This is a genomic window from Peribacillus sp. NPDC096447, assembly GCF_044762725.1.
Taxonomy (GTDB): domain Bacteria; phylum Bacillota; class Bacilli; order Bacillales; family DSM-1321; genus Peribacillus.
Map to the genome: position 1 here is coordinate 383,229 of NZ_JBIWEV010000001.1, position 12,856 is coordinate 396,084.

Genomic DNA, 12,856 nt, shown 5'->3' on the forward strand with positions numbered 1-12,856 from the left:
AAAGTACTTGCAGGGTTAAAGCTTCCATTCAATTTTGGAGGAGCGCCTTTACCCTTGTGATGCTTGATAATAAACATGTTAGCACCCTTGAGAGAGCTACGTGAATAACTATTAGGTTGGTGTAGAAATGTCTGAGGTTCAAAAACCCGTTTACGGAGGGCAGGCTGTTGTGGAAGGCGTCATGTTTGGCGGCAAACATCACACAGTCACTGCGGTACGCCGCAAAGATTCGACGATTGTATATTATCATCTGCCTCGTGAATCGAAACCTGTTGTCAACAGCTTAAAAAGAGTACCTTTTCTACGGGGTATCGTATCACTGGTTCAGTCAAGTGCCACAGGCTCGAAACATCTGAACTTTTCAACTGAACAGTATGAAGAAGAAGACGGGGAAAAGCAGGAAGAAAAGAAAAATGAAACGAAAGAATCTTCTAAAATGAGTGTATGGCTTGGAGTTGCCGTAATCGGTGTTCTTTCCTTCCTATTCGGGAAGCTGCTTTTCACTTTGATTCCAGTCTTTCTTGCTGAATTGACAAGACCCATTTTCAGCGGCCATATGGCCCAGGTTTTAATGGAAAGCTTGTTCAAGTTGATATTATTGCTGGTATACATTTACGTAGTATCCATGACGCCATTGATCAAGCGGGTCTTTCAGTATCACGGAGCAGAGCATAAAGTGATCAATTGCTTTGAAAGCGGAAAAGAATTGACCGTAGCTAATGTGCAGGCAAGTTCACGCCTTCATTATCGCTGTGGCAGCAGCTTTATATTATTTACAGTCATTGTAGGCATGTTCGTCTATATGTTGGTTCCGACCGATCCATTATGGCTCCGTGTCGTGGATCGCGTTTTGCTTATCCCCGTCGTGCTTGGCATAGCCTTCGAGGTATTGCAGTTGACCAACAAAGTAAAGGATATTCCCATTCTGCGTTACCTTGGCTATCCCGGCCTTTGGCTTCAGTTATTGACAACCAAAGCCCCGACAGATGATCAAGTCGAAGTCGCATTAGCCTCCTTCCAAGAACTTTTAAGGATGGAAAAAGAGACCAAAAAAGGTTTAGAACCGGATGTAATTGTGTAAAACATCTATACACATTTTGATTATGAAAAATCATATACTAAACTAAGGGAATGACCTTCATTTTTTTCAAATATTTTACATGAAGAATGTTTAAAATAAGCTAAAAATGCTTATGATGCTCTTAAGGAGGTGTCTTTGTTGAAACGTTTCATATCTTTCATGATATACGGAATCATCGCCCTCGGAGTCCTCGGACTATTGAGCCGACTATTTAATGACCCGATTGGCTTTTTTAGAAACATTCTCATAATAGCCATTGTCGCAGGGATTATTTATATGATTTATACCGGATTAACAAAGGGAAAACCAGTTAAGAAAGAGCAGCAAGCATTCCGAAAGGCTGCCCGCCAATCGAAAAAAAGGCTAAAAAACCGAACTTCGAAAAAAGATAATGTGGCTAGCTTCTCTGCAGCAAAATCATCAAAGAAAATAAAATGGAGAAAGAAAACGGATAGTCACTTAACCGTCATCGAAGGGAAAAAGAATAAAAAGAAAAATCGGGCTTCTTTTTAAGAGCCCGATTTTTTTATTTATCATCAATAAGTCCAATTTTTAAGGAATTCTTTCGTGCACTGTCTTCCCCGTTTCATCAATTCACCCTTTTGTTCATCATTCAGATTGAAATCCATTGCAGAAATTCCCTTCATAGGGATAAATACAATATTATGGACATGTTTCTTGGAGATATATCGTGCATCATGGGCATCTTTCATCGTTTTGAATAGTGCGGAGAACAATTCAACTGCATTGTCCACCTCATGCGGTTTCCATATCTCATCGACACTCAGCCGCAAGCCTATGACCGGCCGTTCCTTCCTTACATGATCTGAATTGAATAACCACATAGGAAAATTGCTCAAAACACCTCCATCAACAAAAAGGTACTTGCTTTTACCGACATCGAGTTTGACTGGCTCAAAGAAATAAGGAATGCTACAACTCATTCTTACTGCCTTTGCAACTGGAAAAGTGATCGGATCAATGCCATAGTTCGGTAGATCATCAGGCAGAACCACCAATTTCCCATTTGTGATGTCAGAGGTTATGATACGAAGGGAGTTCGGTCGAACATCCTTAAAGGTGACTACATTCCTTTCGGCAAGTTTACTGGCAATCCAACCTTCCAATGCGTCGCCTTTATAAAGGCCAAGTTTCCAGTATACAAGGAGCCATTTGGCAAGCGGGATAGGCAAAAGACCACGCCTTTTATCCAGCAGGCCGCTTAAATCTATATCAAGAAATAGCTTTTCCATTTCTTTTCCGGTGTACCCGGCTGCCACGAAAGCTGCAATTATGGATCCTGCACTTGTACCGGCTGTCCGATGGAATACAAATCCCCGTTCTTCTAATTCCTGCAGGGCTCCCACTAAACCATAGCCTTTAATCCCGCCTCCGGAAAAAACGCCGTCAATAATCATAGCTGCCCTCCCCTAATCCGGTCTTTACATTTCTAAGCAGGATTAGAGGGATTTATGACAGTTTTAAATGGAAAATTGCCTTCATCAGGTAAAATACTGAATTTCCGCTTTCGGGAAAAATTCCGCGATATACCCACGAATGGTCGTTTCCAGTTCTGCGGCTTCTTCGGTTTGATAAACATATTTACCAATGCCATATCGGCCCCATTTATATTTACGCTTCGTTTCGTCCAGTTCCAATTTTGTTTTCGGGTAGTTTTTTTGAATCACTTTTTTTGCTGGACCAGTGAACCGATGCTGGATTAATTCAAAAGTCAAATCCGGTATATCCATCCCTTTTAACGCCTCACTCAATCTTTCGAATAATTCGTGATAGCCCTCCTTCCATGCTTCATGACGATATATTGGAGCTACGATAAAACCCAGGGGATATCCGGCACCTGCCACTTTGCGTGCCGCTTCCATCCTTTCCTCGAAGCTCGAAGTGCCTGGCTCGAAATTCTTTATCACAAAACGCGAATTTATACTGAACCGAAATCTCGTTTTTCCATTATGTTCAGCATCCAACAGATGGTCAACATGATGAAATTTAGTTACGAACCTTAAAACCCCATATTCACTTTTACCAAAATATTCTATGGCCCTTTTTAAAGAATGTGTCAAATGGTCAATTCCGACAATATCCGATGTACAGGCTGCCTCAAAACGGGTAATTTCAGGCTTTCTCTCATTTATATATTTTTCGGCTGCCTCGAAAATCTCGTCAAGATTCACATATGTCCTAATATATGGTTTCGATCCGAGTGTCGTCTGTAAATAGCAATAGTGACAATGCCCCATACACCCTGTAGCAAGAGGGATGGCATATTCAGCAGATGGCTTTGAAGAATCGAATTTCAATGTTTTTCTGATTCCTACCACAAGCGTCGATTTTGCGACACGATATTTTTGCAAATCATTTTCTCCAGGAAGATCCCTAATTTGGTTATGCGATGTGGTCTCACGGATTTCAATGTTCAATTCTTCGAATTTCTTTTTCAATTCCCGGCCAAGCGGGTATTCCAGTGCCCTGGGCTCTATATACACTAACTGCGGCATAAATGGTTTCATTTCGCTCTCCAATCTTTTATCGATTTGTTCATACTTTCAATCGAACTACACAATCTAATTCATAAGGATAGTTTTTCTTTATTCTGTTATCCTCATCATTGTTTTTACTTGGAAATTCAAAAATGAAGGAGATGCAATATGGCTAATAAACGAGACTTCTTGACAAATGGAACTGGGAAACAGGCGATCACCGTCCAAACAGATAATAAATATCCAAATCCAAGGAATATACCTGGAGACTCTGTCGATGAATTTTCGGTATTGAAAGATGGCAATCAATATCTAGCCGAAAAGGAAATAAGGCAGCAAAATGAAAATGGTTGATTGAACGCAAAAAGAAGACCGAATTTACGTTCATTCGGTCTTCTCTATTTGTATAACAGACTGTCACTAACAAACATTTAAGACACTAAAAAAAGCCGTTAAGATAGCTTTGCAGCATACTTAACGACTTCCCTTTCATCAGCTTATAGCCCGCATTTTAATTGTGCTCCGCAATTCGTGCAAGTATTGCATCCGCCCATTTCCTGGACTTCGCCTTTACGGCACACCGGGCAAGTGTTGCCCACTTCCGACCCAATCGTAACGTTAGTCGAGCGCAGTTCATTTATCGTATCGACCAATACGACTTTTTTCTTTACTTCCACATCTGTCAATTCATCCATTTCAAGCTGCTCGTCCATTTGGTTTTCTTCCGCTTTGAGCGTAAGAACCTGACTGTCACGGCTGCCATCCACATATACAGTACCGCCTTTTGCTCCGCCTTTGTATAGACGTTCATATACTTTTTCAACTTGTTCGACAGTATATCCTTTTGGAGCATTTACCGTTTTACTGATCGAGCTGTCAATCCAGCGTTGAATGATGCATTGAACATCAGCATGTGCCTCTGGAGCTAACTCCATAGCGGAAATGAACCATTTTGGAAGCTCGTCTGTATCGGCTTCTGGATGACGGTCCAAGTATTCCTGTACAATGTCAGCCTTAACTTCAATGAATTTACCAAGACGGCCGCTGCGGAAATACGTGAAGGAGAAATATGGTTCAAGACCTGTTGACACCCCAACCATCGTTCCTGTGCTTCCTGTAGGAGCCACTGTCAATAAATGAGAGTTACGGATGCCATGTGCAGCAACACTTTCCCTTATATCTTCAGGCATTTTTTCCATAAATCCGGTTTGTGTGAAACGTGTTCTAAGCTCCTCGGTTTCTTTGTCCGTTGACCCGATCAGGAACGGGAAACTGCCTTTTTCTTTAGCAAGTTCCACGGAAGCCCTGTAAGCTGTCGTCGCAATCGTTTCAAACACCTTGTCAACCAGGATATTTCCTTCTTCAGAGCCATATTCCGTCTCACAGTAGATCAAAAGGTCATGCAGACCCATTACACCAAGTCCAACCCGTCGCTCGCCCAGAGCCTGTTTTTTGTTTTCATCCAAGAAGTAAGGAGTTGCGTCAATGACATTGTCCTGCATACGCACACCGACTTCGACAGTCTGCTTAAGTTTCTCGAAATTAACCGTTTTGCTTTCTTTATCAGCCATTTCAGCCAAATTGACTGCCGCAAGGTTACATACTGAATATGGTGCCAATGGTTGTTCTCCACAAGGGTTCGTCGCTACGACCTGTTGACCGTATGCTTTGGCATTCGTCATTTCATTAGCATTATCGATAAAGAAAATACCTGGTTCAGCAGAATATGTTGCACAGATGTTTATTAAATTCCAAAGCTCTTTAGCTCGGATTTTACGGTAAACACGGACTTTGTGACCCATTTTCTCCCATTCACGAACATCACCGACATTATGCCACTCTTCATTGTAAATGGCCATTTCTTCGGCATTATAGCTTTCAACATCAGGAAAACGCAATTCGTATTCCGCATCTTGTTCAGCCGCTTCCATGAATTCCTTAGTCAGGCAAATCGAGATGTTGGCTCCAGTCAGAAAATCAGAATTATGGACACTGTACGTTCCCCCTGTACGGAGCTTTTCCTCTGCATCCCTAATGATTTTCTCGCTAAATCCGCCTTGGCCAGGAATCTCCTTATAATTGATGATCCCTTGATACATAGCCGTTTCCTGTTCCGTGTGCGGCGTGAATTTCAATTTATCCGTCGCATATTTCTTGATGGCTTCATCTTCAGTGTTTTCCACTAGGTAACGCAGAATCCTTGGGTTTTGCATTTTAGAAATGATGAACTCTGCAATATCAGGATGCCAATCAGCAAGCATGATCATTTGCGCGCCGCGTCTGCTACCGCCCTGTTCAACAAGATGCGTCAGTTTCGCAATATCGTCAAGCCATGACACTGAACCCGAGGATTTTCCGTTTACGCCTTTTGCCAAAGTGTTTCTTGGACGCAGTGTCGACCCGTTCGTTCCTACTCCGCCGCCGCGGCTCATGATTTCCATCACTTGTTTCCTATGTTCTGAAATACCTTCACGTGAATCCGGTACGAATGGCATTACATAGCAGTTGAAATAAGTAACATCCGTATTGGAACCTGCACCATATAATACTCGTCCTGCCGGGACAAAATTAAGGTTCTTTAATTCTTCATAGAATTTATTGAACCATTCCGTTCTCTTTTCTTCCGTGGTTTCCACTGATGCCAATCCCGTTGCATTACGTTTCGCAATTTGTTCATAGTATATTTCAAGCGGCTTTTCGATAATATCCAAAGGGCGATTTACAATTCCCGTCTCCATTTCTTCCGGACTATCCAGAACGCCACGGAATTCTTCATCCACCAAAACCTTCGCTTTTTTTGTTTCCCAATCTATTTCAACGATGTAACCGAGACCCCTTGCCGGGAATTTCGGATCTTCCTTAATCGTCAACACGACGAAATCGCCTGCCGAGAGTGTGATTTTTTCAGTATCCTTAAAAGAATAGCGGTCAAGCATGACTAGACGGGACACTCCCTTATGCGCCATTTTCATATCAGCCGTTACAGGGTGAACCTGGGGAAATAAAGAAATATCCTTATTCAACCTTTCTAGATCAACCTTTAAAGCTTCTTTTATTACAACCGACATAATTCCCTCTCCTTTATATGTTTCAAGATCCGTTCTTGCTGCCGCAAAAATCCTTATGTAGCCTTACATGTCCGTTTCGCTTAACAAGTACCCTAAATTTATCATAGCGAAACTCAAAAATCAACATATAGTGTCGCATTAAATATTTCAACCACTATATATTGTGTTTGTTTTGAATAACTTTTTATTTTGTCAAACGATAAATCAATTAAGATAGTTAGCAAAAGGGAGGAAAATGTCGATTTACAATAATTTTTCATCAGATTTCAATTAATTTGGACCTTGCTTTTTCCCCATCCCTTTTAGGGCTTATCCCTGCAAGGGATGTGTTATTTGGTCAAACAAATCTGAAAAAACTTTTTATTATCCACTCTGATTATGCTTCCTCTATCTCATGAAATTCCATTCATCGCTTTCATATTTGCTTTCTGCAATGGCCTTCACTTCCAGCAATTGCTTTTCGGTGAGGACGTATGGCTCTAAATCGATTGAAAGTCCTTCGGCAAAACCTTTTTCAAAAGCTTCTTTCGCTTCAGGGATGGTAATCTTTCTCCCGGCAATGTCATTTATGGCCACAGCTTTGTTTTTTAGGTTTTTTTGCATTCTCTCTTTAACCCTGTCATTTGAGAATTTAAATACGCTAAAGAGCTTATCATCATCCAGTTCAAGCAAAATGGACCCGTGCTGAAGGATGACGCCTTTTTGCCTGGTTTGAGCGCTGCCAGCGACCTTCCTGCCCTCAACGACCAGTTCATACCAGCTTGGAGCATCAAAGCAGACCGAAGATCTAGGCGATTTTAAAGCCGCTTTTTCCTGATCGGTTCGAGGCACGGCAAAATAAGCATCCAATCCCAGATTCCTGAACCCCATTAATATTCCTTCAGAAATGACACGATATGCTTCAGTAACGGTAGTCGGCATTCCCGGATAGGATTCTGGAACGATTACGCTATAAGTCAATTCATGCTCGTGCAGTACCGCTCGTCCTCCTGTTGGCCTGCGAACAAAACCAAGGCCCTGCCTTTTGACCTCTTCCATATCAATTTCCGCTTCTGCCTTTTGAAAATAACCGATTGACAATGTAGCTGGATCCCAGCCGTAAAAGCGTATGATTGGCGGAATTTCCCCTTTGCTTTGCCAGTTTAACAGCGCTTCGTCCAGCGCCATATTAAAAGCCGGTGAACAATACCCCGAATCTATAAAACCCCATTTATCTTTAGTCATCCTTACCCCTCGTTTCGATATACTGTTTTTCAATACCCCACAAAAAACTCACATGTAGTAGTTTAACAGACTTTAACACTCTAAAAAAGAAAGTGCTATCAAGTCGATGAAGAATTTGATGAAAATTCTTTTTGATTATTGGGTAAAGCAATTATATAATAAAGATTGTCTGTATTCGTTAAGGTAGAAGGGAGTTTTTATGTTTGGAAATATTATATACACTGCTCATCATCTTGGGAGTGGTTATTGCGTATTCACTTTTTAATTGGTACCGCCAGCGTAAAATCGTTAAAACACTAACACAGGACGAATTTATCGCTAACTACAGAAAAGTGCAGCTAATCGATGTGCGGGAACCGAATGATTTCGAGAATGGTCATATCTTAGGCGCAAGAAACATCCCTATGACTCAAATGAAAACACGCTTGGTCGAAATTAGGCCGGACAAGCCTGTATATTTGTACGCTCAAAGCGAAATCATCAGCGGCAGAGCTGCAGCCATGCTATACAAAAAGGGCTACAGGGAACTTTTTCACCTAAAGGGCGGTTTCAAAATGTGGACCGGGAAAATCAAAGCAAAGAAATAAGACCCCATCTCCGCATGGGCTCTTTTTAATTCAATAGCTCAAGGAAAAGAAAGTTAACTGTTGGACTTTAATGAAATCTTACATAAACATGAAAAATCCCCGCCGGCAGGCAGGGATTTTTTTCGTATAAGCTATCAATCTAGGCTTGATAACGCAGAACAGGTTTTCTTGCAGCAAGAGTTTCATCAAGCCGCTTTATAACGGTTGTATGCGGAGCTTCCTGGACGATTTCAGGGGTTTCTTCCGCTTCCTTCGCAATCTGGATCATCGCATCAATGAACGCATCCAGCGTTTCTTTTGACTCGGTTTCAGTCGGTTCTATCATCATTCCTTCTTCCACGTTCAACGGGAAGTAAATGGTTGGAGGATGATACCCGAAATCCAGCAATCTTTTGGCTATATCGAGAGTCCTTACCCCCAATTTCTTTTGCCGGCGTCCGCTTAATACGAATTCGTGCTTACAATGACGATTATATGGCAAGTCAAAATAAGGTTCCAACCTACGCATCATATAATTGGCATTGATGACAGCATTCTCGGTGACGGCTTTAAGGCCATCAGGACCCATTGAACGAATGTACGTATATGCCCTCACGTTTATCCCGAAATTACCATAATAAGGTTTTACCCTGCCAATCGATTGCGGACGATCATAATCAAGAACGAATTGCTCCCCTTGTTTGACCACAAGCGGTTTAGGCAAGTAAGGAATCAAGTCAGCCTTCACTCCTACCGGGCCGGAACCCGGACCGCCGCCGCCATGCGGACCTGTGAATGTTTTATGGAGATTTAAGTGAACCACATCAAAGCCCATGTCACCCGGGCGTGCTTTTGATAGGACTGCATTCAGATTGGCTCCGTCATAATAAAGCTTCCCACCTGCATCATGGACAAGTTGTGCCATTTCCAAAATGTTTTCTTCAAACAATCCCAATGTATTGGGGTTCGTCAGCATCAAGGCCGCCGTATCAGGTCCGACAACACGCTTTAAATCTTCAAGGTCGACTAATCCATTTTCATCGGATTTCACTGTAATCGTTTCAAGTCCGGCAACAGTGGCAGAGGCAGGATTCGTACCGTGTGCAGAATCAGGTACAATTACTTTCGTGCGTTCTGTATCGCCATTCGCTTCGTGAAAAGCGCGAATCATCATTAACCCTGTCCACTCACCATGTGCACCTGCTGCAGGCTGTAATGTCACTTGGTCCATCCCGGTGATTTCCGTTAAGTGTTCCTGCAAATCAAATAAGAGTCCCAATGCTCCCTGAACGGTAGCCGGATCTTGATATGGATGGATATGGGCAAAGCCGTTGAAGCGTGCCACATTTTCATTTATTTTCGGATTATATTTCATCGTGCATGAACCCAGCGGATAAAAACCCGAATCCACCCCATGATTCCGTTTGGAGAGTGCTGTATAGTGACGCATGATATCCAGTTCGGACACCTCAGGCAGCTCTGCCTCTTCTTCACGGATGTAGTCGGCAGGAAGAATTTCTTCGAGCGGAATAGTTGCAACATCCATTTCTGGCAGACTGTACCCGATTCGACCGGAAGTACTGATTTCAAAAATGAGTGATTGATCTTGATTATTCATGTTGATCCCCCAATTCCTGCGCAAGTGCATCAATTTCTTCTTTTGTTCTAAGTTCAGTTACCGCAACCAGCATATGGTCTTTCAGCTCAGGATAAACCGTCCCTAAATCAAAGCCGCCGATCATCCCTTTTTCAAAAAGGTTTTTATTGATTTCTGAAAACGAAGCAGGCAGTTTAATGACAAATTCATTGAACGAAGGACCGTCGAATATCACTTCCACCCCTTTTGCCATAATTGCTTTTTTCGCATAATGAGCTTTTTGAATATTTTGCACGGCCATTTCTTTGACACCCTTTTTCCCAAGCGCGGTCATTGCAACAGAAGCTGCCAACGCATTCAAAGCTTGATTGGAACAAATGTTGGATGTGGCTTTGTCACGGCGAATGTGCTGTTCACGAGCTTGTAGCGTCAGTACGAATCCCCTTTTACCATTTTCATCCACTGTTTGACCGACGAGTCGGCCCGGAACTTTCCGAACAAGTTTATTAGTAACGGCAAAATATCCACAATGAGGTCCGCCGAATGCCGCTGGAATGCCGAATGGCTGAGCATCACCCGTTACGATATCTGCACCGAGTGCACCAGGGGATGTCAAAGCTCCCAATGCAAGCGGGTTACTGGAAACGATAAACATGGACTTGACTCCATGAATGATTTCCTCCATTTCTTTCAATGGCTCGATGCGGCCAAAAAAGTTCGGATATTGCACGATCACTCCTGCAATGTCATCATTCGCCAATTCCCTTAAAGCAGCTAAGTCCGTCACACCGTCTTTATAAGGAATTTCGACCACTTCCACGCGTTGCCCTTTCGCATATGTCTTAACGACTTCTCTTGATTCAGGATGAACGGTTCCTGAAATGAGAATCTTCTTGCGTCGTGTCTGGCCTGAAGCAAGCATGGCTGCTTCAGCTAGCGCTGTCCCGCCGTCATACATGGAGGAGTTAGCCACATCCATGCCCGTCAATTCACATATCATCGTTTGATATTCAAAGATGGCCTGAAGCTCGCCCTGTGAAATTTCAGGCTGATAGGGTGTATAAGCCGTGTAAAATTCAGAACGGGATAGAACATGATCGACGATGACCGGTGCATAATGGTCATAGACACCCGCACCAAGGAAGGAAGCATAGTTTTTAAGATCCGCATTCTTGGCAGCAAGCCTTGATAATTCTTTCATTAATGCAGGTTCCGATTTAGCAGGCTTGATATCGTATTCTCCTTGAAAACGAACGCTTTCAGGGATATCATTGAAAAGTTCTTCAGCAGTGGATACCCCTATCGCTTTCAGCATTTCTTGTTTATCTTGCTCTGTCATGGGTAAATAACGATGTTTCATCTAATGACCATTCCCCTCTATTTACGTGGTTTTTTATAAAAAGGTGTTTGTATTATAACGGCTTTCAAACGTTTGGATCGGATTTCCACTTCGACTTCCGCATCCAGCACCGAAAATTCCTTATCGATAAGTACCAAACCCACGTTTTTCTTCAACGTTGGTGATTGGGTACCGGTCGTGACCTCGCCAATGACTTTATCACCGCTGTAGACCTTATACCCATGACGTGGAATGCCACGGTCAATCATTTCAATTCCCACAAGCTTGCGGGGAGCTCCTTTCTCCTTTTGCTCAGCAAGAACGGCTTTCCCGAAAAAATCAACTTCCTTATCGACTTTTACTGCAAAACCAATCCCGGCTTCTATCGGGGTGATGTCCGCTGAAAGCTCCTGCCCATACAACGGCAGTTTTGCTTCAAAACGCAAGGTATCACGAGCACCTAAACCAATCGGCTGAACCCCCTCTTCGTTTCCGGCATCCATAATCGCCTTCCAAAGGGCGGGACCATTTTCACTGTCACTATATATCTCAAAGCCATCCTCACCAGTGTATCCAGTACGGGATACCATCGTAGAGATGCCGTTAATCATGACATTTTCCTTGAACTTGAAAAATCCAATTTCACTTAAAGCAGTATTTCCCGATAGTTTTTGTAAAATCTTCTCTGCAGATGGTCCTTGAAGCGCCAGCTGTGTATAGTCACTAGATACATTCTTGATTTGGACATCTTCCGGTAAATGAGCTTGCAGCCAATTGAAATCTTTTTCTGTGTTCGCAGCATTGACCACGAGCAGATAGTCATCCTCAGCCCTTTTATACACGATGAGATCATCAACCGTGCCTCCGTTTTCATAACACATAGCGGTATATTGGGCACCGCCCTGTTTCAGCTTTGATATATCATTAGTCAGCATCTTCTGTAAAAAGTTAAGGCTCCCGGGACCCTTAACATCGACTTCACCCATATGGGAAACATCGAATAACCCCGCTTTTGTACGTACGGCTTCATGTTCATCCTTTATACCCGAAAATTGGACAGGAAGTTCCCAGCCGCCAAAATCAATCGTTTTACCTCCGTATTCACGATAAACCTCAAATAGTGGTGTTCTTTTTAAATTGGTCAAAAAATGACCCCCTTCAGATTTTTTTAAATTAATTGGCTTCATTATCAAAAGCTTCTTGTCATTACGCATCAGATATATCCTGATTCATGATGTGAAAAAAGCACAAAAAAGGACAGAGAAAGCCCGTTTGAGCTTTTTCTCTGTCCTGAAACCTGAAAGTTTACCTATGTAATAGGTTTTCCCCTTTGGTGGCCGTCCAAAACGGGCGGCGCTCTCCAGAGTTGCGTCCAATAAGAGTTCTTTTGCCTGAGAGATTCACTGCTAAGTTTGCTCCTTCGGCGCTACATCCGTAGTCTCTCCCCTTATCTTCACCCGCATATAAATGGTCTACCTATGAA

The 12,856-nt window shown here is 42.7% G+C and carries 11 protein-coding genes and 2 riboswitches; of the genes, 4 read left to right on the plus strand and 7 right to left on the minus strand.

What is annotated here, in order from left to right; translation table 11 throughout:
* Positions 1–127 precede the first annotated feature (127 nt).
* Positions 128–1,081 carry a DUF1385 domain-containing protein gene (locus ACIQZD_RS01915; protein WP_402897604.1) on the plus strand — a complete coding sequence of 318 codons (954 nt, stop codon included), beginning with the start codon at positions 128–130 and terminating at the stop codon, positions 1,079–1,081.
* A 138-nt stretch (positions 1,082–1,219) separates the two neighbouring features.
* On the plus strand, positions 1,220–1,594 hold the full coding sequence (locus ACIQZD_RS01920; RefSeq protein ID WP_048677789.1) for an SA1362 family protein: 375 nt from the start codon (positions 1,220–1,222) through the stop codon (positions 1,592–1,594).
* Positions 1,595–1,617: 23 nt separating this feature from the next.
* On the opposite strand, the gene ACIQZD_RS01925 is transcribed toward ACIQZD_RS01920, so the two are convergent.
* A complete protein-coding gene (locus ACIQZD_RS01925) occupies positions 1,618–2,499 on the minus strand; it encodes a patatin-like phospholipase family protein (protein ID WP_402897606.1) in 882 nt (293 codons plus the stop codon).
* 84 nt (positions 2,500–2,583) lie between these two features.
* Complete coding sequence (gene splB / locus ACIQZD_RS01930) at positions 2,584–3,609, minus strand: spore photoproduct lyase (protein ID WP_402897608.1); 1,026 nt, start codon at positions 3,607–3,609, stop codon at positions 2,584–2,586.
* Between the two features lie 138 nt (positions 3,610–3,747).
* Here splB and ACIQZD_RS01935 point away from each other — a divergent pair, with 138 nt between their 5' ends.
* Complete coding sequence (locus ACIQZD_RS01935) at positions 3,748–3,933, plus strand: hypothetical protein (RefSeq protein ID WP_402897610.1); 186 nt, start codon at positions 3,748–3,750, stop codon at positions 3,931–3,933.
* Between the two features lie 143 nt (positions 3,934–4,076).
* On the opposite strand, the gene ACIQZD_RS01940 is transcribed toward ACIQZD_RS01935, so the two are convergent.
* Positions 4,077–6,647 (minus strand): vitamin B12-dependent ribonucleotide reductase, encoded by a 2,571-nt coding sequence (locus ACIQZD_RS01940; RefSeq protein ID WP_402897612.1) that lies wholly within the window; start codon positions 6,645–6,647, stop codon positions 4,077–4,079.
* A gap of 387 nt (positions 6,648–7,034) precedes the next feature.
* A complete protein-coding gene (locus tag ACIQZD_RS01945; protein WP_402897614.1) occupies positions 7,035–7,871 on the minus strand; it encodes a lipoate--protein ligase family protein in 837 nt (278 codons plus the stop codon).
* A gap of 203 nt (positions 7,872–8,074) precedes the next feature.
* Between ACIQZD_RS01945 and ACIQZD_RS01950 the strand changes: the two genes are divergently transcribed.
* Complete coding sequence (locus ACIQZD_RS01950; protein WP_034308355.1) at positions 8,075–8,458, plus strand: rhodanese-like domain-containing protein; 384 nt, start codon at positions 8,075–8,077, stop codon at positions 8,456–8,458.
* Between the two features lie 139 nt (positions 8,459–8,597).
* On the opposite strand, the gene gcvPB is transcribed toward ACIQZD_RS01950, so the two are convergent.
* From gcvPB to gcvT, 3 genes are read right to left on the minus strand one after another with little or no spacing between them, the layout of a single operon-like run.
* Positions 8,598–10,055 carry an aminomethyl-transferring glycine dehydrogenase subunit GcvPB gene (gene gcvPB, locus ACIQZD_RS01955; RefSeq protein ID WP_402897616.1) on the minus strand — a complete coding sequence of 486 codons (1,458 nt, stop codon included), beginning with the start codon at positions 10,053–10,055 and terminating at the stop codon, positions 8,598–8,600.
* Complete coding sequence (gene gcvPA / locus ACIQZD_RS01960) at positions 10,048–11,394, minus strand: aminomethyl-transferring glycine dehydrogenase subunit GcvPA (RefSeq protein ID WP_402897619.1); 1,347 nt, start codon at positions 11,392–11,394, stop codon at positions 10,048–10,050. The genes gcvPB and gcvPA overlap by 8 nt, the downstream gene beginning before the upstream one ends.
* A gap of 17 nt (positions 11,395–11,411) precedes the next feature.
* Positions 11,412–12,518: a glycine cleavage system aminomethyltransferase GcvT gene (gene gcvT / locus ACIQZD_RS01965; RefSeq protein WP_402897621.1), complete on the minus strand. Its 1,107-nt coding sequence runs from the start codon at positions 12,516–12,518 to the stop codon at positions 11,412–11,414.
* A 138-nt stretch (positions 12,519–12,656) separates the two neighbouring features.
* Positions 12,657–12,739, minus strand: a riboswitch (glycine riboswitch).
* A 3-nt stretch (positions 12,740–12,742) separates the two neighbouring features.
* A riboswitch (glycine riboswitch) is annotated at positions 12,743–12,830 on the minus strand.
* Positions 12,831–12,856: the final 26 nt, after the last annotated feature.